This window comes from Rossellomorea sp. DUT-2, from assembly GCF_052665285.1.
Genome location: NZ_JBQPEO010000005.1, coordinates 19417 through 46189, shown reverse-complemented (window position 1 = coordinate 46189; position 26773 = coordinate 19417). Strand labels below are relative to the sequence as shown.

The 26773-nt window shown below is 41.4% G+C and carries 25 protein-coding genes and 4 tRNA genes; 3 read left to right on the top strand and 26 right to left on the bottom strand.

What is annotated here, in order from left to right:
- Window positions 1-3: 3 nt before the first annotated feature.
- The 11 genes from yycF to ACOSV2_RS17975 all read right to left on the bottom strand — a co-directional run bounded on the left by yycF (window position 4) and on the right by ACOSV2_RS17975 (window position 6539).
- Window positions 4-711 carry a response regulator YycF gene (gene yycF, locus ACOSV2_RS18025; RefSeq protein ID WP_113969391.1) on the bottom strand — a complete coding sequence of 236 codons (708 nt, stop codon included), beginning with the start codon at window positions 709-711 and terminating at the stop codon, window positions 4-6.
- A 321-nt stretch (window positions 712-1032) separates the two neighbouring features.
- Window positions 1033-2520 carry a peptidoglycan DD-metalloendopeptidase family protein gene (locus ACOSV2_RS18020; protein WP_428976326.1) on the bottom strand — a complete coding sequence of 496 codons (1488 nt, stop codon included), beginning with the start codon at window positions 2518-2520 and terminating at the stop codon, window positions 1033-1035.
- Window positions 2521-2872: 352 nt separating this feature from the next.
- A tRNA-Phe gene (locus ACOSV2_RS18015) sits at window positions 2873-2945 on the bottom strand.
- 27 nt (window positions 2946-2972) lie between these two features.
- Window positions 2973-3049, bottom strand: a tRNA-Asp gene (locus ACOSV2_RS18010).
- A gap of 162 nt (window positions 3050-3211) precedes the next feature.
- Window positions 3212-3283 (bottom strand) — tRNA-Glu (locus ACOSV2_RS18005).
- 15 nt (window positions 3284-3298) lie between these two features.
- A tRNA-Lys gene (locus ACOSV2_RS18000) sits at window positions 3299-3374 on the bottom strand.
- Between the two features lie 187 nt (window positions 3375-3561).
- Window positions 3562-3990 carry a hypothetical protein gene (locus ACOSV2_RS17995; protein WP_428976325.1) on the bottom strand — a complete coding sequence of 143 codons (429 nt, stop codon included), beginning with the start codon at window positions 3988-3990 and terminating at the stop codon, window positions 3562-3564.
- 107 nt (window positions 3991-4097) lie between these two features.
- On the bottom strand, window positions 4098-4511 hold the full coding sequence (locus tag ACOSV2_RS17990) for a DUF350 domain-containing protein (protein ID WP_428976324.1): 414 nt from the start codon (window positions 4509-4511) through the stop codon (window positions 4098-4100).
- Between the two features lie 15 nt (window positions 4512-4526).
- Window positions 4527-5768 (bottom strand): glutathionylspermidine synthase family protein, encoded by a 1242-nt coding sequence (locus ACOSV2_RS17985; protein WP_428976323.1) that lies wholly within the window; start codon window positions 5766-5768, stop codon window positions 4527-4529.
- A 1-nt stretch (window position 5769) separates the two neighbouring features.
- Window positions 5770-6078 carry a hypothetical protein gene (locus ACOSV2_RS17980; protein WP_113969395.1) on the bottom strand — a complete coding sequence of 103 codons (309 nt, stop codon included), beginning with the start codon at window positions 6076-6078 and terminating at the stop codon, window positions 5770-5772.
- On the bottom strand, window positions 6078-6539 hold the full coding sequence (locus ACOSV2_RS17975; RefSeq protein ID WP_428976322.1) for a hypothetical protein: 462 nt from the start codon (window positions 6537-6539) through the stop codon (window positions 6078-6080). The genes ACOSV2_RS17980 and ACOSV2_RS17975 overlap by 1 nt, the downstream gene beginning before the upstream one ends.
- A 130-nt stretch (window positions 6540-6669) precedes the next feature.
- Between ACOSV2_RS17975 and ACOSV2_RS17970 the strand changes: the two genes are divergently transcribed.
- Window positions 6670-7692 (top strand): potassium channel family protein, encoded by a 1023-nt coding sequence (locus ACOSV2_RS17970; protein ID WP_428976321.1) that lies wholly within the window; start codon window positions 6670-6672, stop codon window positions 7690-7692.
- Window positions 7693-7734: 42 nt separating this feature from the next.
- Here the strand turns inward: ACOSV2_RS17970 and ACOSV2_RS17965 are convergent, their stop codons facing one another.
- Complete coding sequence (locus tag ACOSV2_RS17965; protein WP_113969397.1) at window positions 7735-9027, bottom strand: adenylosuccinate synthase; 1293 nt, start codon at window positions 9025-9027, stop codon at window positions 7735-7737.
- Between the two features lie 408 nt (window positions 9028-9435).
- On the opposite strand from ACOSV2_RS17965, the gene ACOSV2_RS17960 reads away from it, so the two are divergent.
- Entirely contained in the window at window positions 9436-11160 is a 1725-nt protein-coding gene (locus ACOSV2_RS17960; RefSeq protein ID WP_428976320.1) for an ABC transporter ATP-binding protein, read from the top strand.
- 47 nt (window positions 11161-11207) lie between these two features.
- Here the strand turns inward: ACOSV2_RS17960 and dnaB are convergent, their stop codons facing one another.
- The 11 genes from dnaB to ACOSV2_RS17905 all read right to left on the bottom strand — a co-directional run bounded on the left by dnaB (window position 11208) and on the right by ACOSV2_RS17905 (window position 22805).
- The gene (dnaB, locus tag ACOSV2_RS17955) at window positions 11208-12560 is read right to left on the bottom strand and encodes a replicative DNA helicase (protein WP_428976319.1); all 1353 of its coding nucleotides are present in this window, start codon (window positions 12558-12560) and stop codon (window positions 11208-11210) included.
- A gap of 231 nt (window positions 12561-12791) precedes the next feature.
- Window positions 12792-13238: a 50S ribosomal protein L9 gene (rplI, locus tag ACOSV2_RS17950; RefSeq protein WP_428976318.1), complete on the bottom strand. Its 447-nt coding sequence runs from the start codon at window positions 13236-13238 to the stop codon at window positions 12792-12794.
- Window positions 13235-15208: a DHH family phosphoesterase gene (locus ACOSV2_RS17945; protein WP_428976317.1), complete on the bottom strand. Its 1974-nt coding sequence runs from the start codon at window positions 15206-15208 to the stop codon at window positions 13235-13237. Before ACOSV2_RS17945 ends, rplI begins: the two co-directional genes overlap by 4 nt.
- A gap of 26 nt (window positions 15209-15234) precedes the next feature.
- Complete coding sequence (locus ACOSV2_RS17940; protein ID WP_428976316.1) at window positions 15235-16158, bottom strand: YybS family protein; 924 nt, start codon at window positions 16156-16158, stop codon at window positions 15235-15237.
- A gap of 297 nt (window positions 16159-16455) precedes the next feature.
- Complete coding sequence (locus tag ACOSV2_RS17935; protein ID WP_428976315.1) at window positions 16456-18513, bottom strand: methyl-accepting chemotaxis protein; 2058 nt, start codon at window positions 18511-18513, stop codon at window positions 16456-16458.
- A gap of 230 nt (window positions 18514-18743) precedes the next feature.
- On the bottom strand, window positions 18744-18980 hold the full coding sequence (rpsR, locus tag ACOSV2_RS17930) for a 30S ribosomal protein S18 (RefSeq protein ID WP_034764780.1): 237 nt from the start codon (window positions 18978-18980) through the stop codon (window positions 18744-18746).
- Between the two features lie 42 nt (window positions 18981-19022).
- Window positions 19023-19538: a single-stranded DNA-binding protein gene (ssb, locus tag ACOSV2_RS17925; RefSeq protein WP_034764778.1), complete on the bottom strand. Its 516-nt coding sequence runs from the start codon at window positions 19536-19538 to the stop codon at window positions 19023-19025.
- Between the two features lie 79 nt (window positions 19539-19617).
- Window positions 19618-19905 carry a 30S ribosomal protein S6 gene (rpsF, locus tag ACOSV2_RS17920; RefSeq protein WP_034764776.1) on the bottom strand — a complete coding sequence of 96 codons (288 nt, stop codon included), beginning with the start codon at window positions 19903-19905 and terminating at the stop codon, window positions 19618-19620.
- 404 nt (window positions 19906-20309) lie between these two features.
- The gene (ychF, locus tag ACOSV2_RS17915; protein WP_428976314.1) at window positions 20310-21410 is read right to left on the bottom strand and encodes a redox-regulated ATPase YchF; all 1101 of its coding nucleotides are present in this window, start codon (window positions 21408-21410) and stop codon (window positions 20310-20312) included.
- 244 nt (window positions 21411-21654) lie between these two features.
- On the bottom strand, window positions 21655-21855 hold the full coding sequence (locus ACOSV2_RS17910; protein ID WP_148996231.1) for a DUF951 domain-containing protein: 201 nt from the start codon (window positions 21853-21855) through the stop codon (window positions 21655-21657).
- Window positions 21856-21869: 14 nt separating this feature from the next.
- Window positions 21870-22805, bottom strand: a complete 936-nt coding sequence (locus tag ACOSV2_RS17905; protein WP_428976313.1) for a mechanosensitive ion channel family protein — start codon at window positions 22803-22805, stop codon at window positions 21870-21872.
- A gap of 261 nt (window positions 22806-23066) precedes the next feature.
- On the opposite strand from ACOSV2_RS17905, the gene yyaC reads away from it, so the two are divergent.
- Window positions 23067-23687 carry a spore protease YyaC gene (yyaC, locus tag ACOSV2_RS17900; RefSeq protein WP_428976312.1) on the top strand — a complete coding sequence of 207 codons (621 nt, stop codon included), beginning with the start codon at window positions 23067-23069 and terminating at the stop codon, window positions 23685-23687.
- A 47-nt stretch (window positions 23688-23734) separates the two neighbouring features.
- On the opposite strand, the gene ACOSV2_RS17895 is transcribed toward yyaC, so the two are convergent.
- From ACOSV2_RS17895 to ACOSV2_RS17885, 3 genes are all read right to left on the bottom strand, one after another.
- Window positions 23735-24448, bottom strand: coding sequence for a DUF554 domain-containing protein (locus ACOSV2_RS17895; protein ID WP_428976311.1), 714 nt, complete (start codon window positions 24446-24448; stop codon window positions 23735-23737).
- A 146-nt stretch (window positions 24449-24594) separates the two neighbouring features.
- Window positions 24595-25434 carry a ParB/RepB/Spo0J family partition protein gene (locus tag ACOSV2_RS17890; protein ID WP_324746151.1) on the bottom strand — a complete coding sequence of 280 codons (840 nt, stop codon included), beginning with the start codon at window positions 25432-25434 and terminating at the stop codon, window positions 24595-24597.
- Window positions 25427-26188 carry a ParA family protein gene (locus ACOSV2_RS17885; protein WP_113969412.1) on the bottom strand — a complete coding sequence of 254 codons (762 nt, stop codon included), beginning with the start codon at window positions 26186-26188 and terminating at the stop codon, window positions 25427-25429. Before ACOSV2_RS17885 ends, ACOSV2_RS17890 begins: the two co-directional genes overlap by 8 nt.
- Window positions 26189-26773 lie beyond the last annotated feature (585 nt).

Sequence of the window (26773 nt, the reverse complement as noted above, 5' to 3'; positions counted from 1 at the left end):
AAATTACTCCTGTTCAGGATTTCGTAAGTAATAACCGACTCCTCTACGTGTTACGATCCAGGTAGGGTGACTTGGGTTGTCCTCAATTTTCTCGCGAAGACGTCTGACGGTCACATCGACCGTACGTACATCTCCGTAGTAATCATAACCCCAAACAGTCTGAAGCAAGTGTTCACGGGTCATCACTTGTCCAATATGCTTCGCTAAATAATGGAGAAGCTCAAACTCACGATGTGTCAGCTCAATCGTTTCTCCTCTTTTCGAAACAACGTACGCATCAGGATGGATGGTTAAAGAACCAACCGTGATTTCATTGTTCTCATCTTCAGCATTTTGCTGTGCCCCTTGCTGATGACGTCGCAAGTTGGCTTTTACCCGGGCAATAAGTTCACGCGTACTGAACGGTTTCGTCACATAATCATCGGCTCCAAGTTCTAACCCCAATACCTTATCGATTTCAGAGTCTTTCGCTGTCAGCATAATGATAGGCATTTCATACTTCTTCCTGATCTCACGGCAAACTTCCATTCCATCACGATTCGGAAGCATAATATCAAGAAGAACAAGGTCAGGCTTGATTTCTTCCGCCATCTTGACGGCTTCGTCTCCATCGTACGCACAATGTACTTCATAGCCCTCTTTCTTCAAATTAAACTGTAGTATATCTGCAATTGGTTTTTCATCGTCAACGACTAATATTTTCTTTTCCATGTCAATTGATCTCCTTTAGAAAAAAGTAATGTATCATATAAAGTTGTGATTAGTATAGGATTCTTCCTTTAAATTTATCACTATCTCCATATTAATTCATCTTTAACTCTATCATAACCTTTATTTCATTTCTTTTTGACTATAATCTAAATATAACAAAGGGGACTGACAAATAAAATGATTGTGTCAGTCCCCTGCTTGATTACCTATATTAAACTAGATTGTTTCCGTAAACATCTTTGCTAAGCGAGTAGTAGTTGATTTTCATACAAAACCTAAAACCTCTTCAACAAACAATAATTTTTAGAAATTAGCTATATATTATAGTACATCCAATGGATTGATAAGAGATCCATTTTTGTAAACTTCGATATGCAGATGGACACCGGTCGATTCACCAGTTGTACCCATGATACCGATTTTTTGGCCTCTTTCCACCGTTTGACCCGCAGAAACTGAAATAGAATCTAAATGAGCATAAATCGTTTTATATCCATTTCCATGATCGATCACCACTTTATTTCCATAACCGCCATCATCCCAACCGGCAGAAACGACTCTTCCGTTATCTACGGATTTAATTGTAGGATTATCTGGTCGCGCAATGTCGATCCCTTTATGAACTTTACCCCATCTTGGTCCTTGTTTAGAGGAGATGTAGCCGCCATTTGTCGGCCATGCAAAGTTTCCTGATCCCCTGGACGGAGTTGCTTTCGTTCCTTTTACTACTATATATTTCACTGGATCTTTTAATTTCTTTTCCTCTTTAACATTTTTGTCGATTTGAGAGCCGTTCACTTCTGTCGTTTCAAACGTAACGGATTTCTCGCCTTCTTGACCTTCCTGTTTCACTTTCGTATCGCCTTTATTCATAGTAGAGTCTTCCACTACTTCTTTATCGTAGGCAATCTTTTCAATCTTGTTTGCTTCTTTCTTAACAAGTACATGAACAAGTGGCTCATATACAGTTACGTTTAACTCTGAACCAACTTTCAGGGCATCGTCTTCTTTTAACTCTGAGTTTAACTCCAGCAATTTCCCGGTAGTTAACTGATGCTCTTCTGCAATCGTACCAAGGGCATCACCCTCTTGAACCTTATATTTCTTTTCTTCTAAGGTACCCTTCTTAAGAAGATCTGCTGCTTCCTCAGAAGACATCATATCTTCTGGCTCCACTTGAGTCTTCTTCATCTCTACCTCTTCTTTAAAAGAAACTTCTAATAAACGTGTTTCATTTTCCTTTAGAGCGGGTAAAGAAGTCGATGAAGAATCATTTTTTCGCATTTCCAGTTCGTTTAGCTCATCTTCAGAAACATAGTTGAGCTTAAAAGACTTTAAAGCTTCTTCAGCAGCCTTTTCGTCTTTAACAAAAGCAACTGGTTTATTGTTCACAACTACAGCAAAAGCATTTGCTTCAACCGATACTGATTTATTTACATTTTCAATTACCTTTTGATTGTTTGTTTTCACAGCAGTAAACACATTCTCAGGTATGTACGTTACATCATGATTAAAATCAACCTGGAAATCCGTGTACTCCTTCTTAGCCTCAGACAGTTTCTCATCTAAAACAGCTTCTACTTCTTCCTGATTCGTAACAGCTCCTACATACTCACTACCCATGTATACATGATAGATGGTTTTCAGATTTTCATCTGTTCCTGTACTCGCTGCGGCCGATGTAAATGTCAAAGTTGTAAGAGCGAGAGTTGTGATCCCTACTCTTTTGAAAAATTGATTTGATCTATGTCGAATATTAAGTTTTTTATATTTTTCTAAAATGGGTGTTAATTTCTCTCCGAAACTCATTGAGTTGCCTCCTATAAACTAAAGCAAAAATCCCAGTTACGCTAGTTCATTAAGCCTAATTTAGTAAAATTCTATTAAATTCGTACTTTACTAATTTACCATAATTCGACGAAATCCGGGACGCAGAATTAAGATTGTAATAAAACTGTATAATTAATTAGACATCAAAGAAAGCGCTTCAATGGTGTTTTTAACGTCATAGCGGGAACCGCGTGGGTCTAAAGGTGGATTATCCGTTGAAACAATCATGGTAGAAATTAGAGGAATTCATTGTGTTTTGTTACATTAGTGTTACAAAAACAAATAAAAAAGTACTACGAGAGTCAAAGTCGTCGCAGTACTTTTTGTAAGATGGCTCAGGACGGAATCGAACCGCCGACACATGGATTTTCAGTCCATTGCTCTACCAACTGAGCTACTGAGCCATAAAGTTTTCAGAACTAATATGTAAATGGCGGTCCGGACGGGACTCGAACCCGCGACCTCCTGCGTGACAGGCAGGCATTCTAACCAACTGAACTACCGGACCAATGTTTTTTGCTTTAGCAAAATAACTTGCATTATTTGCGATAGCAAAATAACTTTCCTTACTTGCAATAGCAAAATGATATTTTACCTTAAATTACGCTAGCAATCCACTTCCGTGAAGCGACGTCTCGTAAACCATCAATCTATCTTCACAAAAATAAAATGACCCATACGGGATTCGAACCCGTGTTACCGCCGTGAAAGGGCGGTGTCTTAACCGCTTGACCAATGGGCCATGTAAGAGAAAAAATGGTGAGCCATGAAGGATTCGAACCTTCGACCCTCTGATTAAAAGTCAGATGCTCTACCAACTGAGCTAATGGCTCTAAATATATATATAAACACGGATAGCAAGCTTGATCAAAGCCGCTTTCGTGACAACGAAATTAATATTATCACAGGTTGAATGTAGAGGGCAATAGTTTTTTAGGATATATTGTCGAAAATTATTTCTTGGGGAATAACGATGGGGAAATGCACTTGGTTGAGGAGGTGCATTTCCCCTAATCCCATTTAGGTTAGATCAAAATCCAGTTTATAGATCCTTCCTTTATTAGTACCGATTGGTTGTACATAAGGATGTGCACTTTTTATTAATCTAGTTGCCAGAGAAGGAGAAGATATTATTAAAAATCCTCTTAATTGGCTGCTGGTTATCTCACTTCCGAATAATAAGTAGTACTCTTTTAAAGCTTCAATATGACCATTTTTCGACTTTTGTTTACAATTGGCACAGCTCCAATAACCAAACTCTCTTATTAGTGGGAGATGGGCACACTCCTTACAAATGACTCCGGGTAAAATATCATTTTTACTTATTTTATAGGTATCTAGTATAGAAGGGTTTAGTGGGGTATTTCCTTTATTATTATCGACTTCTTCCCATATATTATCGACTTCAATTTCTCCCGCGATTTGAGGCTGAATTCGCTCTAAGTTCAAAGAACATTCTACCTGGCAACACTCCCCCGCTACATTCATCATAAAAAAGATCCGCCACCAGAGCACCAACTCAACGCTCCAACAGCAGATCTCCATTAAAACCAATATTAATAAGTCAAACTAGCAGCTACAACCAATCCCACTACAATCGCAGCAGAGAAAAGGCTGAATCCGATGGCGATATTACCCTCTTCCACTTTCTTCGCTAAATTCGTCTTAGGTGTTAATACGTACTCAATGATCCAGTAGGCGATGACTTGAGTCGCGATACCGATGAGGCCCCAGATAAAGGCGTCAAGCAGATTCAGGCTGTTAGCCCAAACGGTGTAAATGACGATGGCGAGTCCGATGGCTTTTCCCCATAGTTTGAGGGCCACGGCAATGTTTCCTTCCCTGATCAGGGTAGCTTCAGAGAATTTGGTGGTAAAGGCGAAAACGGTGACTCCGAGGATCATCAGTCCAAGGCCCGTTCCGACGTGAGCCAGAAAGCTGAGTAGTGCTTCACTTGTTATGATTTGCATGAGTTTCTCTCCTTTTTATTTCTCCTGTAACCCTACAGGCAGAAAGTATGATTCGTTATCGGTGATGGCGTTTCCAGCCCGTATTCCGACTGCACCGGCCGTACCATTAATAATAAAACTGCCCACCATCAAGCTTGCTTCCTTCTTTCCTTCATCCGTCTTAATCGCAGCAACAGGCAGAGGGATGAACTGTTGGTATACAGGAAGGGTTTGCTTATAGGTTTCTTTTTTATCTTCTAAGAGGATCTTTCCAGTCGCTTCCATGATTTTGACCGTATCTCCTTCTCGGCCAAATGCAGGCTTTTGAACATAGGTGATCCCATTCTTCTCGAAGTGATCAGAATCTAAGTAGGTTGGAAGAAAGTATCGTTCGATCCATTGATGTTCCTCATCTGTATAGAAGGAACTACTTGCTTCATGAAGACCCCATATAAGTGCTTGAACTCCTTTAGACTGGAGTAAAAAAGCGGAGGGTGGATTCAAGATGGCAACCTTTTTTTCCAACACCATTTGCATCAGGTCCACGCCGACATATTCTTCTGTGAGAGGGTCCCTATCATCAATGAGATGTTCGATAGGATACGTCGGCCGGTACAATACATCGATCCGCTCCCCTTGAGGAGTATAAAGGCCATCCGCTCGAATCTGCAGCTGATCCAGGCTCACATATTCAGACGGCACACCTGAAAGCTTTTGTAGATATTTTGTTGTCAGGTGATCCTCTTCGTGATCCTGGTGAGAAGTGAAAACGATCTTAGGTTCGCCTTTCCGTTGCAAAGACTTCCAGGAAGATAAGAGTGCCCGCTTTAGCTCTTTCGCTAATCCCGACTCGAATCCCTCATTAGGATTTGAACACCCAAAGTACTGACAAACCTTTTCATTCACATGATAAAGCTCTTTGATAAAGGTGGGGGTGTCGCTATTGAACTCTAATAGCTTGATTTCACCACCACTTACAACGAAATCAAAGCGACCCACAATACATTCTTGAGGAATGGACTTAAATCTTATATAGGCAAGGGATTCCTTTGGAAAACCTAGCTCAAGAAGGGTATCATCCTCCAGCTCACGAAGCAGACCCGCACTTTTTTGATAGATAGTGTATACTCTTCTGGATGCTTCATGAATCGCTGAAATCGTGTCACCCGATTCCATCTTAATATCCAATAACGAGTACTCCATGTCATACAAATCATGCCAAAATTCCGGAATGCTCTGATAGAAAGAGTTTCTTTTTTCGCGGTGAGAGGCTGTCATATTATCCTCCGAATCCGCCTTTGGAGCCGCTTCCGATTCCTGATTTGTAGCTCTTTGAGTACGATTTATAGCTTGAATAATTTTTTAGACTGGATTTATTTTTAAACATCCTGCCAGCAAACCAAAAGTAGCCAAAGTGAGGGGAACGGTCGTCATCACAATAATAGGTGCCGCTTTCGTCATCCCAATCCCAGTCGTCACAGTCAACATCAGTCGGTTCAGGTGGAAGCTCCTGATTTCCACAGCCGGTCACCGATATCGCCATAACGGATGCGACTACCCCGGCCATCATTTTCTTCGTTTTGTTCATTAGCTTTCCTCCTCTAGCTTATAGCCCGTTGCTTTTACATATAATATATACACATAGCGATCCTCATCGATTTCAGCAGAATCACGTTCCCATTCCGCCCCATTAATATAATAATAAACGGAACCGATGACGCTTAGAATATCGAGATGATAATCATGGTGTTCTATTTTTAAAATCGGGTGGTTGTTTCTTGGATTCAGTTCGCGAATCTCCAATACCAATCCTTCAGGTGGAAACAGGGGATCGGTAACAGGTTCTTCTTCATATATTTCTACATATAGTAAAAATCGATTCCCTTCAATCGCTGAAGAAAGCTGACGATACGTCACACCTTCTTTCACAAAAAATTCGCATTCCCTTCTTGCCAGGATTTGTTCTAATTCGATATCAGGGTAATGATAGATCGCTTCATACGTTTCGTTGCCTTTTCGTAAACGGTATTCCAGTACAGGTTGTTTCATTTTTTGACTCCAGCCTCCTGTTTTGAAGGATATGATTTCTTTAAATATACGAATCAATGAGGAAAAGGTTTCATTCCTCAGGGATTCATTGGTATTATTGAACTATGATTTTTTCGTAAGGAGGGTATGTATGATTATATTCCAAAGGCTTTGGAAACAGATTACGAAGATGGACTTCGGTTTCATTCTTCTATTATCCCTGATTATTATCCTGTTGGGAACCTTTGGCAGCCATTTTTTGGAGCCTGAGACATTTCCATCGCTTTTTGATGGGTTTTGGTGGACGATGACAACCTTGACCACTGTCGGATACGGAGATTATTTTCCCGTTTCGGTGGGAGGAAGGTTATTGGGAATCTTCCTATTCATCTTTGGGATCGGTATTATCGGGGTGTTAATCAGTAAAACCGTTGATTCCATTACCACATTTCAGAAATTCAAGAGGGAGGGAAAGTTAGTGTATACATATGAAGATCATTATATCTACATCAATTGGTCGAAGAAAACGGAGAGAGCCATTGAAGAAATACTTGCTCATGTGCCAGATGCTGAAATCGTGCTCATTGACATGCTTCCCATCACACCCATTGAGCATGAGCAGATTCATTTCATCCAAGGGGATCCTTCCGATGAAAATGTTTTACTAAAGGCCAATATCTTTGAGGCAAAACGAGTGGCGATTTTCTCCGATTCAAAAATTGAAGATCCCTCCCTTGTTGATGGGAAAACCTTATTGATTGCGTCTGCCGTTGAGGGATTATCGAAGACTCATGAGAAAGCCGTCCATACGATCGTGGAAGTATCTGAAGATCGTCATATTCCAAAGTTCCAGCATATTGCTGTAGAGGATTTTATTTTATCGAATGATTCTGTTTCCCTACTGATGGCAAAAGCGACCCTTCATCCTGGAACGACTAATTTATTCAGACAGTTACTCAGTAAACGATACGGCAATAATATTCACGAATTCAAGGTGAAAGAGAATTGGAGGACCATTAAGCAGGCTTCTGAGGAGCTGCTGGAGAAGGGAGCTATCCTGCTCGCTGTGAATGATAATATGGATTTCACCGATGCCATGAACAGGGAGCTGTATGCGGATGATATTCTTTATGTCGTTTGTCATGACAGGGTGTTCGAACAATTAAATCAATAAAAAACTCTCAGCCTAAAAAAGAGGCTGAGAGTTTTTTTTGAATTAAATCGGGCTCCACACGCTTCGTACAACATTTGTCTGAGAGCGGTCCGGTCCGACTGAAAAGATGGAAAGAGGGATATTAGTTAATTGAGAAACGCGCTCTAAGTAGTGACGAGCGTTCTCTGGCAGATCCGTCAACGTTTTACATCCTGTAATATCTTCTGTCCAGCCTGGAAGCTCTTCATACACGGGTTCACATTCAGCTAGAATGTTCAGGTTAGCAGGGAATTCTTCCATGACTTCACCTTTGTATTTGTATGCTACACAAATTTTCAAGTTTTCGATTCCAGTCAATACATCGATGGAGTTCAATGAAAGATCCGTTAAGCCACTAACACGACGGGCATGCCGTACAACCACGCTGTCAAACCAGCCGACACGACGAGGGCGTCCGGTCGTCGTTCCATACTCACGGCCCACTTCACGGATTTTGTCTCCGATTTCGTTCGTCAGTTCAGTAGGGAAAGGTCCGTCCCCAACGCGGGTTGTGTATGCTTTTGATACTCCAACTACGTGGTTGATTTTTGTCGGGCCTACTCCAGAACCGATTGTCACTCCACCAGCTACCGGGTTAGAAGAAGTAACAAATGGATATGTACCTTGATCGATATCAAGCATTACCCCTTGAGCTCCTTCAAATAAAACGCGGCGACCGTTATCGATGGCATCGTTCAATACAACGGATGTGTCCACAACGTAGTGCTTAATTTGTTGACCGTACTCATAGTACTCATCCAGGATATCTTCAATATTGAAGCCTTCTGTTTCATAGAATTTTTCAAAAAGGCGGTTTTTCTCTTCCAGGTTACGAGCAAGCTTTTCTTCGAAAGATTGACGATCCAGAAGATCTGCGATACGGATTCCGACACGTGCTGCTTTATCCATATAAGCAGGACCGATTCCTTTTTTCGTTGTACCGATTTTATTGGCACCTTTGCGTTCTTCATCAATTTCATCAAGCTTTAAGTGATAGGGAAGAATCACATGTGCACGGTTGCTGATTCGCAGGTTGTCTGTTTTCACATCGCGATCGTGAAGATACTTTAACTCTTTCACAAGAGCTTTAGGATCGACAACCATCCCATTTCCGATAACGGATGTTTTTTCGTTATAGAAAATACCTGATGGAATTAAGTGTAATTTATATGTTTCTCCGTCAAACTTAATGGTATGACCCGCGTTGTTCCCACCTTGGTAACGTGCGATAACTTCTGCATGTTCAGAAAGGAAGTCAGTAATCTTTCCTTTTCCTTCGTCTCCCCATTGCGTACCTACTACTACTACTGAAGACATATTAAGCACCTCCGACGGGAATTAGTATTCCCTCTTTTATCAAACAAACTCATTTTATCAACACTAAAAAGGAAAGTCAATGAAAACACGAACGTTTATATAGGTAATTATATTTATGTTCGTATAAATATATACTTTTTCTTAATAAAACAACTACTTTATGAATTTTATGACAAATAAATTCCAAACACATTTTAAAACAGCATTTTTCAAAGTGAACATTGCTGATTTTACTGAAATTAATGTAACTAATAATCGATTTATTGGCATCTTCATATAAAAACTATATTTTAAAGAAGCAGCGGTCATGTCCTGTCAGAATATATATAGCGCAATGTTAAAACTTTTGCTAATCTAAAATAAGCATTTTGAATTTTATATACAATTGAATATTGAGGTGACTTTTGGATGATTAAACGTTTTTTCAGCTATTACCGTCCTCATCGTCGGCTTTTTTACCTTGATTTTGCCTGTGCCGTGTTGGTTGGACTTTTAGAATTAGGGTTTCCCATGGCGGTATCGTGGTTTATTGACTCCCTTTTGCCTGATGGGAACTGGAGTACCATTTTGGCTGTATCTGCCGGTCTACTTGTTCTGTACCTACTCAGTTCGAGTATGCAGTTTGTCGTGAACTATTGGGGACATAAGCTCGGGATCAATATTGAAACGGATATGCGACGGGAATTGTTTCACCATGTTCAAAGACAATCTTTTCGTTTCTTTGATAATACGAAAACGGGTCATATTATGAGTCGTGTGACAAACGATCTCATGGACATAGGGGAACTTGCCCATCACGGACCCGAAGATCTGTTCATCGCGGTCATGACCTTCATCGGTGCGTTTTGGATCATGCTCACAATTAATATGGAGCTTGCTCTGGTCGCTATTATTATTGTTCCTTTTCTTGTTTGGCTTATTTCATATTCGAATATTAAAATGAATACAGCCTGGACGAAAATGTACGGAAATATCGCCGATGTAAACAGTCGCGTCGAGGACAGTGTTTCAGGGGCGCGGGTGGTTCAATCATTCACAAACGAGTCCTATGAAATGGAACGATTCAATGAGAATAATCAATTCTTCCGTAAATCCAAACTGAAAGCCTATAATGTGATGAGCGTGAATTTATCCGGAATCTACATTACGACTCGATTGATGACCTTGATCATTCTGGTATATGGAGCCTGGTTAAGCTTTTCCGGGGTGCTCTCTTATGGGGAACTTGTTGCCTTTATTCTTTATATCAATGTCCTGTTTAAACCGATCGACAAGATATCAGCCCTCCTTGAGTTATATCCGAAGGGAATGGCCGGTTTTAAACGGTTCACCGAGCTCATGGATATGGAGCCTGATATTGAAAACCGTCCACATGCCATAGAAGTTCCCACTCTACGTGGAGATATTGCTTTTGACGACGTTACGTTTGGTTATGAGTCAAACCGGCCAATTCTAAGGGATTTATCCTTTACCATTCAACCAGGACAGACCGTGGCGTTTGTCGGACCTTCAGGTGCAGGGAAAACAACAATCTGTTCTTTGATTCCACGCTTCTATGATATAGAAGAAGGAGCCATCACCATTGATGGCATCGATATCAGGGAGATGACGAAGGAATCCCTGCGTGCTCAAATTGGCATCGTTCAGCAGGATGTATTCTTATTCACCGGGACTCTTCGGGAAAATATCGCCTATGGAAAACTGGATGCAACACAGGAAGAAATTGAAGAAGCAACGAGACGTGCCCATCTGACCGATCTCATTGCATCCCTTCCAGACGGATATGATACCCAAATCGGGGAAAGAGGACTGAAGCTGTCCGGTGGTCAAAAGCAGCGCTTATCCATCGCCCGTATGTTCCTGAAGAATCCACGAATCTTGATTCTGGATGAAGCCACTTCCGCTCTGGATACGGAAACGGAAGCGATCATCCAAGACGCTTTAAATGAATTGGCAAAAGATCGGACCACGCTTGTCATTGCCCACCGATTGGCGACAATCCGCAAGGCTGACCGCATTATGGTCGTCACCGAAAACGGCATCGCTGAAGATGGTACCCATGAAGAGCTCCTTTCAAGGGAAGACGGGATTTTCACAAGACTACATGCTCACCAGCATGCAACCATCCTATAACAAAAAAAATCCAAGCACTTGTTCCACCAGTGCTTGGATTTTTTCTATTAAGCCGGAGCGTCGTCAAATCGCCGCTCCAGATTCACGAATTTATTGTATTCTTTCACAAACGCAAGGGACACGTTTCCAACCGGACCGTTACGTTGCTTGGCAATGATGATTTCGATAATGTTTTTGTTTTCCGCTTCTTTGTCATAGTAATCTTCACGGTATAAGAAGGCTACGATATCCGCATCCTGCTCGATACTTCCTGATTCACGAATATCAGACATCATCGGACGCTTATCTTGACGCTGTTCCACACCACGGGAGAGCTGGGATAAGGCAATGACCGGTACTTCAAGCTCACGGGCCAGTCCTTTTAGGGAACGGGAGATTTCAGAAACCTCCTGTTGACGGTTTTCTCCTGAACGCCCGCTCCCCTGAATGAGCTGTAAGTAGTCAATGAGGATCATTCCAAGCCCATGCTCCTGAGCGAGACGTCGGCATTTAGAACGAATTTCCCCCACTTTAATACCTGGCGTATCATCGATATAGATCCCGGCATTCGAGAGGCTTCCCATTGCCATCGTAAGCTTTCTCCAGTCTTCGTCGGTTAAATCACCTGTTCGAAGGTTTTGGGCATTAATATTGCCTTCTGCACAGAGCATACGCATAACGAGCTGCTCAGCACCCATCTCCAGGGAGAAGATCGCGACGTTTTCTTTCGCTTTAACGGCGACGTTTTGAGCGATATTCAGGGCGAAAGCTGTTTTACCCATGGAAGGTCTGGCTCCTACAATGATCAAGTCATTTCGCTGGAAACCGGCCGTCATATGGTCAAGGTCTGCAAACCCCGTTGAAATCCCTGTTACATCACCTTTACGATTCGTTAAGGTTTCGATGTTGTCATAGGTTCTGACAAGGACATCTTTAATATTATGGAATGCACCGGCATTTTTTCGTTGTGCGACTTCCATGATGTTTTTTTCCGCTTCACTCAGAAGGCTGTCGACTTCATCCTCGCGGGCATAGCCGTCTGAAGCAATGTCGGTCGCTGTACGGATCAATCGTCTCAGTAAAGATTTTTCTTCCACGATCTTTGCATAATATTCAATATTCGCTGCCGTCGGAACTGAGGCTGCAAGCTCACTTAAATAAGCGACTCCGCCAACATCTTCAAGCTCTTTCGCTGCTGCAAGCGCCTCTGTCACCGTAATTAAGTCGACGGCTTTTCCCCCATCGCCCAAATTCAGCATGACATTGTATATTTTTTGATGAGAATGACGATAAAAATCCTCTGGAATCAATATTTCTGATGTGGTCGTTAACGCGCTGGGCTCTAGGAATATAGCACCTAATACCGCTTGTTCTGCCTCAATATTCTGAGGTGGAATCCGATCCTGGAACACTTCATTCATCTATGCATAACCTCCAATTCAAACTGCGAAGGGGCTTCGCCACGTCTATAGGCATCTGCTGCCTGCGTCAAAATTAACTCTTAATCTATATAAAAATAAAAATGTAGTCCTACCGAAAAAAATGTGATCGGGATAATATCCAGACCACATTTTTTATCAAGCTATATTCATTTTAACATGTTTTTCTCAAAATGAAGTTACCAAATTTCGTATATTTTCTCTGAAGAAATCTTACTCTTCTGTTACATGTACCTTTAAGGTTGCTGAAACGTCCGTATGAAGCTTCACAGGGACATTCGTATAACCAAGGGCACGAATGGCATCGTTCATTTCAATTTTACGTTTATCTATTTTTAGATCATGTGCCTTTTTTAGCGCATCTGCAATTTGCTTGCTTGTGATGGAACCGAATAAACGACCGCCTTCACCTGATTTTGCTTTCATTTCAACCGTGATATCTTCTAAAGTGGCTTTTAATCTTTTTGCTTCTTCCAATTCTTCCTGAGCCAGTTGCTCTTCTTTCTTCTTTTGACCCTCAAGCTGACCCATGTTTGCATTTGTTGCTTCAACGGCCAAGCCTTTTTTCAATAAGAAGTTATGTGCATATCCATCTGCTACGTTTTTTACTTCACCTTTTTTTCCTTTACCTTTAACGTCTTTTAAGAAAATTACTTTCATATCTCTTTTCTCCCTTCAAAATAATCATTTAATGCTTCCTTCAGCTGTTCTTCAGCTTCTGATACAGATGCTTGCTTTATTTGAGTAGCGGCATTGGTTAAATGACCTCCACCGTTTAAGTTTTCCATAATGATTTGTACGTTCACATCACCTAAAGAACGGGCACTGATCCCGATTGTTTCCGGATCCCGCTTAGAGATGACGAAGGAGGCAATCACTTCATCCATGGTCAATAACGTATCCGCTGCCTGTGCAATAAGAACAGGATCATAAATGACATCATCCTCTGCTTTCGCAATCGCAACGCCTTCACGGAAAAATTTAACCGATTCGATTAACCTTGAACGTTTTATATAAGTCTCGACATCCTCTTTCAGAAACTTTTGGACTAAAACGGTATCTGCCCCTTGTGCCCTTAAATAGGAAGCAGCATCAAAGGTTCTCGAGCCTGTACGAAGTGTAAAGCTCTTCGTATCCACAATGATTCCTGCGAGCAGGGAAGTCGCTTCAAGCATAGTGATTTTTTCATGTTTAGGTTGATATTCCAATAGCTCCGTCACAAGTTCTGCTGTAGAAGAAGCATATGGCTCCATATAAACAAGTAATGGGTTTTTAATAAAGTCTTCTCCACGTCGATGATGATCGATCACCACGACTTTTTCCACTTTATTTAGAAGCTTTTCATCAATGACCAAGGAAGGCTTGTGGGTATCGACTACGACGAGCACCGTGTCCTCCGTCGCCATCTCAAGTGCTTCCTCAGGGGTGATGAAGCGTTGGTGAAGATCGGAATTTACTTTGATCTCCTTCATCAATCGTTTCACACCATTATCGATTTCATTAAAGTTTAAGACAACGTACCCTTCACGCTGATTCATTTGAGCCACTTTTCGAATGCCGATAGCGGCTCCAATCGCATCCATGTCGGGATGTTTATGTCCCATAATGATGACCTTGTCACTTTCGATCATGATTTCCTTTAGAGCATGGGAAATGACTCTGGCACGTACCCGGGTACGTTTTTCCATTGGATTGGTTTTTCCACCATAGAATTTAACCTTTCCATTGGTTTGCTTAATGGCCACCTGATCTCCACCACGACCTAAGGCGAGATCCAGGCTTGATTGAGCGAGAGTTCCCAGTTCAGGCAGGGAGGATACGCCAGTCCCTACTCCAATACTTAAGGTCAGGGGAACATTTTGCTTAGAAGTGGTATCCCGGACATCATCCAATATACCGAACTTCTCCTTCTCCAATACTTGAAGGATCTTCTCATTAATGACGGCTATGAACCTCTCAGAAGAGACCCGCTTCAAGAACACGCCATATTCTTTTGCCCATTTATTCAGAATGGAAGTCACTAAGCTATTTAAGCTGCTTCTTGTCTGGTCGTCCATCCCTTGCGTTAATTCATCATAGTTATCTAGAAAGATGATTCCAATATTCGTGCGTTCATCATGATATTGCTTTTCTATTTCTTTTTGTTCCGTGACATCAAAGAAATAGAGAAGCTTTTCTTTGAGCTTCAATACGACATGATACTTTCTCTCATTAATCGTCACAATTTCTGAATCTACTTCCTGCTTGATTAATGGAACTAGAGATTCTGCGACATCGTAAAGGGACCTTCCAACGACTGTGTCTTCATTAAAACAAGAGGCCAGAAAAGGATTCGTCCATTCTATGTAATATTCATCATTAATCAGCATGATCCCAATGGGCATCTCCATTAACGCCTCTTCCCCTACACGCTTTACGCGATAGGATAGAGTGGAGATATACTCCTCTGTTTCTTCGTGCGATCTCCTCTCAAAATAGAAGGCGAGATAGTACACGATTCCAAAGACAATCAACCCTATTAACGAAATGATCCATTGGTAGAAGGAAACCGATACTAACAATAGAGCTGTTAATATAGCAAGACCGTACAATGGGTAGCGGATCATTCGCTTATTAAAATAAGATGGCATGATTTCAGCTCCTGGACCTTAAATTTCTATGACTTGCGTTGTAGGCGTTGTCTTAGATCAAATCCTAAGTCAATTATACCTAAAATTCGCACGAGATAAAGAAGAGGAATCGAAATGATTGTAATTAATACCAAAAGTCCTTTTGACCATCCTTTTATATGAGCGAAGAAATAGAGGAAAGACAGGCCTTGTACCGCCATCAAAGTTTGCAATACATACAATACATTCAGAAGGGCCGTATAGGCATACGTTCCTTTCTCCGGCTGCAGAATCATGGATAGGACCAAGGTAAGTAAATAATACCAAAGGATACTCTTAGGGAGCTTCCAGTCTCTAAATGGTTTAAATACGGGTACATCTCTCCCTAAACGCTTCATGATGGGAAAGTTGATCAGCATAAACAACAGAGCCATTACGACGGCAATTCCCAGGAACAAGGTGGGCATCAACGTCTGAATAAGATCAATGGAGCTCTCCAGACTTTCGACCAGTCTCTTGTCCGGTTCCTGACCAAGATTCTCAATTAAAGAATAATAAGCGGCCTTCGATTCAGCTAAGCTATCTTCTATAATATTAACATTGAAGAGGAGGATAGAAAAAACAAAACCAATGACAATATTGATGACAAGTGTGAGACTTGACGCCATAAACAGTCTCATTTTATCCACTTTCGCTTTCACACACCACCCGATCACGACCCCGGTCGTCGCAACCATGAAGGCAACAGGCAGCGCAATCAGCCCTCCAAAAAAGAAGGATAACCCTAACGATCCGATCAATACGTAAAAAGAATTCAGTAACGAATACTTAGAACTAAACAGAATAAGAGGGAGGGGCAATACGAAAAAGGCAAGGGTCCCAATAAGCGGAACATATAAAGCCAATAACAGTAAAACAGTAAAGATGGCGAGCATAAGCGCACCTTCCGTTAACACACGGGGATTTTTCAATTGAAACGCTCCTTACGATAAATTCAAAAACATGCATTAGCACTATCATATCAATTTTGGAGATAGATTTCATCTTAATGACATCTTAATGACTCACAACAAAAGGTAGGCGGCTTGTCGCCTCTAGCCGCTGGAGCTGGATGACAACAAAAGCGGAGGCGGCTTACCAAATAAAAAAGAGGAAGCCCCATCAACATGCTTTACATCTTCATCTACTCTAGTATGCACTCACTTTAAAAAGGAGTATACGCAGTAGATGAAGAATGGCAATGTTTCAGGACCACCCTCTAGAGAAAATTATGAAATTTTAAAACGTTCGATTGAAGACTGAAGCTCTTGACTTAAGTCTGTTAAGCGTTCAGCTGCTTCTGTAACCGATTGGACGGCCCTTACTTGTTCTTCTGTAGAGGCACTCATTTCCTCGCAGGAAGCAGCCGTTTGTTCTGCTGTAGCGGCCATCATTTGTATCACATTGACCACTTCATCTTTTTCTAAATTGATTTGACCAACTTCCTCATACATTCTTTCTATTTCATCCTGCATGGATTTCATTAACTGTGAGGTTTGGTCAAAAACATGATTGGTTCTTTCAATCACTTCATTTTGGACCTCAAAGGTCTCTTTCGTTTTCACCATTTCGTCAACGGCTTGATGAGAGCCTTGTTGAATTTCTATAATGGTACGTTTAACTTCTTCGGTTGCCTTCACTGACTGATCGGCAAGCTTTCGCACTTCTTCCGCCACGACGGCAAAGCCTTTTCCGTGTTCACCTGCTCTAGCCGCCTCAATGCTCGCATTTAAAGCAAGGAGGTTCGTTTGAGAAGAAATATCCGTTATTGTACCCATGACCGACTCAATCGTCTTCACCTTTGTTTCCAAACTAAAGATGACTTTCTCCATGGAGGAGATGTATTCACTGGAAGAATGGTAGGCATTTTCTAATTCTTTTACCTGGTTTAACCCGGACTGGTTCATGACATCTGCTTGTCCTGCCATTTCAGACATAGCTTTCGACTTTTCATAAACTCCATTAATTCTTGTGCCTAATTGCTCTGTTTGATGATGAGCCCTATCAGAGTCGGCCGCTGATTGAGAAGCCCCTGTCGCAATTTCTGTAACAGCCTTTGCCATCTCTTCACTTGAGGCATTTGTCTCCTCAGAAACCGCACTTAATCCTTCAGCCGATTCCCGGACATTATAGATCGATTGTTGGACGACTTGAATCGTATCTTTCATATTTACGATCATTTTGTTTAAATCGGACGCGAGTAATCCTGTTTCATCTTTGGAATTAATTTCTGACTGAATGGATAAATCTCCAGTAGAGACATCGGTTACCGTTTTTTGAAGCTGCTTGATTGGTTTAGTGATCTTATTCGAAATGAGCACAATTAACACCAACATGACAGCCAGGGTAATGAGGGCTGTCACGATCAGTAACCGCTCAATTTCTTTCGATGACTGAATGAGATCCTTCATGCTATAGGCAGATCCCACTTTCCAGTTCGTCCTAGGTACCGTACTGTACACTAACACTTTTTCATCTCCGTCCAGTTCATACCGGATCGTGTCGGAATCTTTTTCAGAAGCGAGCATTTTGCTGATGAAAGGTAGTTTGGAGAGATCTTCACCTCGCTTAGTCGGGTGGACGATGGCTGTACCATCAAGCCCGATTAAGAACGGATAACCATTATATCCAATGTCCATTTCTGAGACGCGGTCAGTAAGTTTCGTCAAATTAATGTCCACACCGAGAACGCCTACTACTTTATTATCTGATACAATCGCTCTAGAGGCTGTAATGATATATTCCTCCGTTGCAGTATCTACGTAAGGCTCGCTCCAAACCACGCCAGCCCTTACTTCCTCAGCATTTTTATACCAATCCCTGCTTGTCGGATCAAAGTCACTGGGCAGAGAGACGGATGGAACGATTTTTAATTTCTTATTTGGTGATGCAAAGTAAATAGAAGTAGCTTCCTCATATAGGCTTAAGTAATTATCTAAATCAGATTGAATATTGGCAAACAGTTCTGTATTTTCACCAGATTCTGTTTGCAACTGTGCTTTTGCATAATCTTTTAACGAGTTGGAGATTGAATATTGATCAATACTCTTTTCGTATTGTCCAAGGAAGAGTTGCACTGAATTATTTAGTTCTCCTACAATCCCTTGAGTTTGATCAATAACCTCTTTCTCTGTTTTCATTCTCGTCTGTAAGCTTGTAATCGCAATAATAACGGCTAATGATACCATAAATAAAATGGATATGATTACAATAAGCTTCATTCTAATGGATGACAGAAGAAAACCCTTCTTTCGTTCCACCTGTTTCCTTGTGTTTTTCTTTTTCACATAAATTCCCCCTTTTACTACCAAAAACCTATCTATATATACACTTATTCATCGACATTTTTCGCTATTTCTTTAGAGGTACATGGGAATTCACAAAAACAAAGTGATGCTGGATAGGATAATCGAAGGGCGCTTTGCTAGGGAGGAAGATATCTTATACTCACCCGTTATATAATGGCATTAAAAAAAGCAGCAGAGACAAGTCTCTGCTGCTTTTTTAATCGATGATATTATTCACCAGTAACGTATGGAAGTAATGCCATTGTACGAGCGCGTTTGATCGCACGAGTCAACTTACGTTGGTACTTAGCGTTTGTTCCAGTTACACGACGTGGAAGAATTTTTCCACGTTCAGATACGAATTTCTTAAGAAGATCTACATCTTTGAAATCGATATGTGTAATTCCGTTTGCTGTGAAGTAGCACACCTTACGACGTCTACGTCCACCTCTACGTCCTCCTGCCATTTGTTTCGCCTCCTGTCTTGTTTAGATTTTATTATCGTTCGTTTAGAATGGCAGATCATCATCGGAAATGTCGATCGGCTGACCGTCATTTGCAAATGGATCCTCATCTACACGTGTATAGTTGTTGTTATTATTGTTATTGCGTTGTTGATTCTGATTCTGACTATACGGATTTCCTTGGTCGCGTTGACCTCCACCCGAATAGCCCGGACTTCCTCCTCGATCGCCTTGATTCGCACTACGCGGCTCTAAGAACTGAACGCTTTCTGCTACAACTTCCGTCATAAACACCCGGCGTCCATCTTGTCCTTCGAAATTACGTGTTTGAATACGACCGTCAACGCCAGCTAAGCTGCCTTTTTTAAGAAAGTTTGCTACATTCTCTGCAGGGCGACGCCATACAACGCAGTTAATAAAATCTGCTTCCCGTTCTCCTGATTGATTCGTAAAACTACGATTGACAGCCAGTGTAAACGAAGCAACAGCCACTCCACTTGGAGTATATTTTAATTCAGGGTCTTTGGTTAAACGCCCTACTAATACAACTCGGTTCATCATCAGAATCAACCCCTTCCTTCTAGTTTACTGTTTCACGTGAAACAGGTGATAGAAGTGTATATCTTAAAAAACGTACGGATTATTCTTCTTCTTTAACAACGATATGACGGATAATATCATCGCTGATTTTAGCTAAACGATCGAATTCGTTAACTGCATCAGAAGTAGCGCTCATCTTAACTAGTTGATAGAAACCATCACGAAAATCGTTGATTTCATACGCTAAACGACGTTTACCCCAATCTTTTGACTCGATGATTTCCGCGCCGTTAGTTGTTAAAACGTTATCGAAACGCTCAACTACTGCTTTCTTTGACTCGTCGTCAATGTTTGGGCGGACAATGTACATAACTTCGTACTTTCTCATCTGAATGTCACCTCCTCGTGGTCTATGCGGTCCTTTCTTTGTGAAAGGACAAGGAGCAATGCGTTCATTACTCACGAAATAAAATTATAGCATAGGTTATCTATTATTGCAATATGACGTAAAAAAAAGACTAGAATCGAGACTCTAGTCTTTCTCATTTTGTATAAGACTGCAGTGGTTGATTTCCGCTCCAGGCACTCGCTTTCCGCGGGGTGGGCGGTGAGCCTCCTCGGCGTAAACGCCTGTGGGGTCTCACCTGTCCCACTATTCCCGCAGGAGTCGAGTGCCTTCCGCTCCAATCAACTGAATAGATTAATGCGTTATTCTATTAAAACATTCATGAATACATTCCCATCAAAAACTTTTCAAGTGAGCTATGATCACAAATTGTTTGTAATGATAAATTACACATTAAAACGGAAGTGAATGATGTCTCCGTCTTTTACGAGGTAGTCTTTACCTTCTAAACGTACTTTTCCGGCTTCACGGGCTGCTCCCATTGTTCCTGCTGCGACTAAATCGTCGTAGAAAACAGTTTCGGCACGGATGAAGCCTCTTTCGAAGTCGGTATGGATGACTCCGGCACATTGGGGAGCTTTCATCCCTTCACGGAATGTCCAGGCGCGAACCTCTTGAACGCCGGCTGTGAAGTATGTCGCCAGTCCTAATAAAGAATAGGTAGCGCGGATCAGCTGATCTAAACCGGATTCTTCAATCCCCAGCTCTTCCAGGAACATCGCTTTTTCTTCATCATCAAGCTCAGCAATTTCAGATTCAATTTTCGCGCAGACAACAATCACTTCTGCATTGTCTTCTTTAGCGAATTCACGTACTTTCTGAACATATTCGTTGTCAGAAGGGTCGGCAATTTCATCTTCACTTACGTTTGCTACATATAATACAGGCTTTGAAGTCAGAAGGTGTAGCTGTTTCACAAGCTTCATTTGTTCATCTGAGAATTCAACCGTACGTGCCGGCTGCTCCGCTTCAAGAGCTTCTTTGATTTTCACAAGGATATCATGCTCAAATACTGCTTCTTTATCTTTTTGCTTGGCCATTTTCTGAACTCTGGCGAGACGCTTATCCACTGTCTCAAGGTCAGCTAAGATCAATTCCAGGTTGATGACTTCAATATCCGCAATCGGATCTACTTTACCTGAAACGTGTGTGATATTATCATCCGCGAAACAACGGACAACCTGACAGATTGCATCCACTTGGCGAATATGAGATAAGAATTTATTTCCTAATCCTTCTCCTTTACTCGCTCCTTTTACAATCCCGGCGATATCCGTGAATTCAAAGGCAGTGGGAACCGTTTTCTTCGGTTCTACAAGCTCTGTTAATTTATCTAAACGGTGATCGGGAACTTCTACAATTCCTACGTTCGGATCAATCGTACAGAAAGGATAGTTGGCAGATTCTGCACCTGCTTTTGTAATTGCATTAAATAAAGTGGACTTCCCTACGTTTGGTAATCCAACAATACCAGCTGTTAAAGCCATTATAGTCACTCCTCATCTAAATTCTTATCTATTAAAAAATCATGTAAGATCGAAAATAAGTAAACGGTCGAACCTTTCACAATTATAGAGATAATAGAGGGAAAAGACAAGTGAAGCTTCAGGCATTGGCACGGCTTACTAAAAAGAGCATCCAATCGACTGAAACCGACTGAATGCTCTTAACCTTGGCAAATTAATCATGTGATGGATTAGGCCAAAAGAAATATGGGTAAAAAAAGAATAATTATCCTTCCTCGCCGCTACTGATGACTTTTTTCATTTTTTTCGCAAAATCTTTTCTGGGAATCATGACACTGTGGCCGCATCCTACACATTTGATGCGAATATCCATTCCCATACGGATCACTTTCCAGCGGTTCGTTCCACATGGATGGGGCTTTTTCATTTCTACAATATCATTTAAAGTGAATGTCTTGGGCTCCACTGGATTTCTCCTCCTTATTCGCTTTCAAGTTTTCTTTGTTTTTCTTCACGGGGTTGGAGATCTTCCTGATCCTGACGTGAATACATCACCATACGAGGGAATGGAATTTCAATACCATGCTCATCCAGGCATAGTTTAACCTCTTTACGTATCATTCTTGCCATATACCAATGTCTCATCGGAACCGTTTCAGCCACGATCCGAATGACCACATCTGATGCTCCCAGGGTTTGAACACCCAACAGTTCAGGTGGATTCACGAGATCTTCATATTTTTGCGGTAACGCAAGGAGAAGCTCCTGCATCACTTTCTCTGCTTCTTCTATATTTTCTTCATAGGCAATACTGACATCTACGACTGCAATGCTGTTGTGAATGGAGAAGTTCGTTACTTCTGTAATATTACCATTGGGGAAGATATGTAATTCCCCGGTCCAGCTTTTGATCTTTGTCGTACGAAGGCCGATTTCTTCAACAGTACCTTCAGCAGAACCGATTCGAACATAGTCACCGACTGAAAACTGGTCCTCGAATATAATAAAGAAACCCGTGATAATATCCCGAACAAGGTTTTGTGCTCCGAAACCTACCGCCAGACCAACGATCCCTGCACCGGCAATCAGTCCTTTCACATCAATATCCAGAGTCGATAGAATCGTCATTAAACTTATGAAATAAATCACATAGGTCAATACATTCTCTAATAGTTTTGATAACGTGGCTTCGCGACGCTCCGTAAATTTAAGAGGGGAACGGGACCGGACCCTGAACACATTTCGAATGGCTGACCTTCCGAGCCTTAAAGCGATATAGGTAATGACCATGATCGCCACAATTTTAATCGCACCTGATCCCAGGGCAATCCATAATTCATTATCAATAAGTTTTTGGGCTGCTTCACTATCTTTTATTTTGTCTACGGTGTCTTCAACTTTTTTAGTACTCGACATATATACCGAACCTCCACTTATCATTCAATAAGAAGTATTCCTTATTTTATCAACTTTCCCTCTCCTTGTGTAGATATAACCTCATATTACTATAGTTTATAGAAAATTTTTATTTTATGAAAAATCCAACCATATTATGTATGAAAAAAAGAAATCGTCCGTATACTGATAATACTTAGAAAATATGATTATGGCAGTCAAGTCCGATAAAGTATGTTCACTATAAAATTCCCCTTAAACATATCCAAAGGAGTGGAAGCGATGAATCTTAAAAAAGGACTATTTGAACGAAGACCTGAACCCTTTAGAGTCCTTCATCAGGAAGAGCGTGCGGCACAGGATCTTTCCGTTCAATTGTCGTCGATGCTTCCCACTTACTATCGTACAAGACCCATTGTCTTCGTATGTATTGGCACAGACCGTTCCACAGGGGATTCATTGGGCCCGTTAGTTGGAACCTTAATAGAAGAACAAGATATCAAACCATTTCATGTATATGGAACGTTGGATGATCCGATCCATGCAGTAAACCTGGAAGAGAAGCTCAGTCAAATTGCCTCTAAACATATCAATCCTTTTATTATCGGTGTAGATGCCTGTCTCGGTCGATTAAAAAGTGTGGGCGCCATTCAATTAAGTGAGGGACCATTAAAACCTGGTGCCGGCGTAAATAAAGAGTTGCCAGAGGTTGGTGAGATTCACCTGACCGGAATCGTGAATGTCAGTGGATTTATGGAATTCTTTGTTTTACAAAATACACGTCTGAATCTTGTGATGAAAATGGCAAAGACGATTGCCCAAGCCATTGTGCTGGCAGGCGATTCAGTGGAACGCCGCAACGCCGTCAGTATTGAAAAATGGCGGGAAGAATTACAGCAATAACAGGGAGATGATCCAGATACGTTCTGGGTCATCTCCCTTTTCACTTATTACATATAGAGCTGGTATACGTATATGATTCCTACGACCATTCCCACTACGATGATCCCGGGAAGTAAATTGGCGACTCTGATCTTTGTTACACCGAGGAGATTGAGTCCAATCGCAAAAATCATGATTCCTCCCGTTGAGGTCATCTCTACGATATAGGCATCCATCAGCTCTTCTGGAACCCACTGATGAATTTGAGTCGCAAACAAAGCGATGAAACCTTGATAAAGGACGACAGGGACCGCCGAAAACATGACACCAATTCCTAAAGTCGTCGTGAGGATCAAGGATGTAAAGCCATCAATGATCGACTTCGTCAACAGAACATCATGATCGCCCCTGATTCCGCTATCCAACGCACCTATTACGGCCATTGCTCCAATAACAAAAATAAGGGTAGCCGTGACAAACCCTTGAGATATGGAGGTATCTTTATTACTGCCCAGCTTCTTTTCCAACCAGTTACCCAAGGAGTTAAGCTTGTCCTCCAGGTTCATCCACTCTCCCCATGCAGCACCCAGAGCCAGGCTGATGATAACGATGAGAAAGTTTTCACTTTTCAACCCCATCTGTAACCCAAGGACTATGACGGCTAAACCAATCGCTTTCATGACAGTTCCCTTCATATCTTCCGGGATGCGATGAAGGACCTTCCCCAGGAGAGTTCCGATGATAATACATACTCCATTTACCAGCGTTCCTAACAGTACCATGACGTTCTCCTTATCTGTCTGAAAAATCATTCTCATGTTTTCATGATTATTTCCCAAAGAATAGTGCATCTTCTATATACCATATGGAAGAGGACTGGCTTAAGTGGTATAAGTATACCTTTTAAGCCAGTCCTTTTCCAAAATGGTTACTGCAATAATTCCAAAATGCGATCGAGATCTTCCTTTGAGAAAAATTCGAGCTCGATTTTTCCTTTTTTCTTCGCTTGTTTAATCGTAACCGTTGTCCCGAAGCGTTCGCGTAGAAGGGATTCCTGTTCCTGAATAAAAACATCTTTACGCTCTGTCTTTTTTGTTTCACGTGGAACATTCTCATTCAGCTCTTGAATGATTTTTTCTAATTGGCGAACGTTTAATGATTCTTTAAGGATACGATTGACAACCGTTGATAGATTCTTCTTATTTTTCAACCCAAGGAGTGCACGTCCATGTCCCATCGTTAACTTACCTTCTGAAATAAGTTCCTGAATAGGAGCAGGGAGGGAAAGTAAGCGAATATGATTGGCAATATGAGGTCTGCTCTTTCCTAATCTCTTCGCTAATTCCTCCTGAGTGAGCTTTAGCTTGTCCATCAACATTTGATAAGCAGCGCCTTCTTCGATCGGTGTCAGGTCTTCACGTTGAAGGTTTTCTAAAACGGCAAGCTCCATCATTTGTTGCTCATTCAATTCCCGGACCACGACAGGAGCGGATTCTAATTTAGCCGCTTTGGCTGCACGATAACGACGTTCCCCAACGACAATTTCATACCCTTTGATCGTTTTACGCACAATGATCGGTTGCAGGATACCGTGTTCTAAGATCGAATCTTTTAATTCCTCAATGGCTTGCGGCTCAAAGATCTTTCGTGGTTGATATGGATTCGGCCGTATTTCTTTCAGGCTCACTTCTTGTACGGACTCTTCATTTTGAGTTGTTTGGATATTGGTAAAAAGAGCATTGATGCCCTTTCCTAAACCTTTAGCCATTCGCCGCCACTTCCTTTGCTAGTTCTAAATAAACTTCTGCTCCCCTGGACTTTGCATCATAGATGATAATCGGTTCACCATGACTGGGCGCTTCACTTAAGCGAACGTTACGTGGAATAATTGTGCGATACACTTTATCTTGAAAATATTTTTTAACCTCTTCAATGACCTGAATTCCCAGATTGGTTCTCGCATCAAGCATCGTAAGCAGCACACCATCGATCATAAGATCATGATTCAGATGCTTCTGAACTAAACGAACGGTACTCAATAACTGACTTAATCCTTCCAGAGCATAATATTCGCATTGGACCGGTATGACGACAGCATCTGAAGCGGTTAACGCATTGATTGTCAATAACCCTAAAGACGGTGGACAATCAATGATAATATAATCAAAATCGTCTTTTACTTTCTCTAACGCTTTCTTTAAACGCACTTCACGGGAGATGGTTGGAACAAGTTCAATTTCTGCTCCAGCCAATGAAATCGTTGCAGGTACAATGGATAAATTCTCAACTTTTGATTGTTTAATGGTTTCTCTGACATCCACATCATCTACCAGCACATCATATATACACTGCTGGACATCCCCTTTTTCCACACCTACACCACTAGTGGCGTTTCCTTGAGGATCAATGTCTACCAGTAAAACCTTTTTCCCTATATAAGCTAAGCAAGCCCCCAAATTGACGGATGTTGTGGTCTTTCCCACTCCACCTTTTTGGTTAGTAACGGCTACTATTCTGCCCAAGGTTGTCACCTACCTTTTGACTTCCTAAGATTCACTAAATTTTTTACAGTATTCTTCTATTCTATCAAAATTCTTCGATAATTGTCTGTCAATTTTTCAAAAAGTGCAGTGTTTCTAAAAATAGGAAATTACGAACTGTTTACTCGTCAAAAATCGACAGAACCAAACCAAAAAGCTTTATTAAATAAGGTCGTTATTTTAAGACACGAAACCCCGCCAGAGGCTCTGTCAATCAGTGTGTGCTTAGATGGTGAGTGACAGAGCTTAATGTCCTCAAAGAAAAAATCTAAAAGAAATATCATTTTCTTTATAAAAAATCAATAATTAATCGACCAAAGTGAGGCCACTTTCAAAAATTCTTACTTTTTCAGTTTCACTTAAAGGATCCATGCTTCGAAAGTTGATTGGAGCGAAAGGATGCTCGACTCCTGCGGGAATAGCTGGACAGGTGAGACCCCGGAGGCGCAGCCGAGGAGGCTCACCGCCAGCCCCGCGGAAAGCGAGCATCCTGTAGCGGAAATCAACTACTACTTACTACTCCAAGATGAAACAAGCTTTGCAAAAAGAACCATACAAAAAAGTGAG

Excerpts from the sequence above, each read along its gene's own strand:
- yycF (WP_113969391.1), bottom strand. The coding sequence starts at position 711 with ATGGAAAAGAAAATATTAGTCGTTGACGATGAAAAACCAATTGCAGAT.
- ACOSV2_RS18020 (WP_428976326.1), bottom strand. The coding sequence starts at position 2,520 with ATGAGTTTCGGAGAGAAATTAACACCCATTTTAGAAAAATATAAAAAA.
- ACOSV2_RS17990 (WP_428976324.1), bottom strand. The coding sequence starts at position 4,511 with ATGCAAATCATAACAAGTGAAGCACTACTCAGCTTTCTGGCTCACGTC.
- ACOSV2_RS17985 (WP_428976323.1), bottom strand. The coding sequence starts at position 5,768 with ATGACAGCCTCTCACCGCGAAAAAAGAAACTCTTTCTATCAGAGCATT.
- ACOSV2_RS17980 (WP_113969395.1), bottom strand. The coding sequence starts at position 6,078 with ATGAACAAAACGAAGAAAATGATGGCCGGGGTAGTCGCATCCGTTATG.
- ACOSV2_RS17975 (WP_428976322.1), bottom strand. The coding sequence starts at position 6,539 with ATGAAACAACCTGTACTGGAATACCGTTTACGAAAAGGCAACGAAACG.
- ACOSV2_RS17970 (WP_428976321.1), top strand. The coding sequence starts at position 6,670 with ATGATTATATTCCAAAGGCTTTGGAAACAGATTACGAAGATGGACTTC.
- ACOSV2_RS17965 (WP_113969397.1), bottom strand. The coding sequence starts at position 9,027 with ATGTCTTCAGTAGTAGTAGTAGGTACGCAATGGGGAGACGAAGGAAAA.
- ACOSV2_RS17960 (WP_428976320.1), top strand. The coding sequence starts at position 9,436 with ATGATTAAACGTTTTTTCAGCTATTACCGTCCTCATCGTCGGCTTTTT.
- dnaB (WP_428976319.1), bottom strand. The coding sequence starts at position 12,560 with ATGAATGAAGTGTTCCAGGATCGGATTCCACCTCAGAATATTGAGGCA.
- rplI (WP_428976318.1), bottom strand. The coding sequence starts at position 13,238 with ATGAAAGTAATTTTCTTAAAAGACGTTAAAGGTAAAGGAAAAAAAGGT.
- ACOSV2_RS17945 (WP_428976317.1), bottom strand. The coding sequence starts at position 15,208 with ATGCCATCTTATTTTAATAAGCGAATGATCCGCTACCCATTGTACGGT.
- rpsR (WP_034764780.1), bottom strand. The coding sequence starts at position 18,980 with ATGGCAGGAGGACGTAGAGGTGGACGTAGACGTCGTAAGGTGTGCTAC.
- ssb (WP_034764778.1), bottom strand. The coding sequence starts at position 19,538 with ATGATGAACCGAGTTGTATTAGTAGGGCGTTTAACCAAAGACCCTGAA.
- rpsF (WP_034764776.1), bottom strand. The coding sequence starts at position 19,905 with ATGAGAAAGTACGAAGTTATGTACATTGTCCGCCCAAACATTGACGAC.
- ychF (WP_428976314.1), bottom strand. The coding sequence starts at position 21,410 with ATGGCTTTAACAGCTGGTATTGTTGGATTACCAAACGTAGGGAAGTCC.
- ACOSV2_RS17905 (WP_428976313.1), bottom strand. The coding sequence starts at position 22,805 with ATGTCGAGTACTAAAAAAGTTGAAGACACCGTAGACAAAATAAAAGAT.
- yyaC (WP_428976312.1), top strand. The coding sequence starts at position 23,067 with ATGAATCTTAAAAAAGGACTATTTGAACGAAGACCTGAACCCTTTAGA.
- ACOSV2_RS17895 (WP_428976311.1), bottom strand. The coding sequence starts at position 24,448 with ATGGTACTGTTAGGAACGCTGGTAAATGGAGTATGTATTATCATCGGA.
- ACOSV2_RS17890 (WP_324746151.1), bottom strand. The coding sequence starts at position 25,434 with ATGGCTAAAGGTTTAGGAAAGGGCATCAATGCTCTTTTTACCAATATC.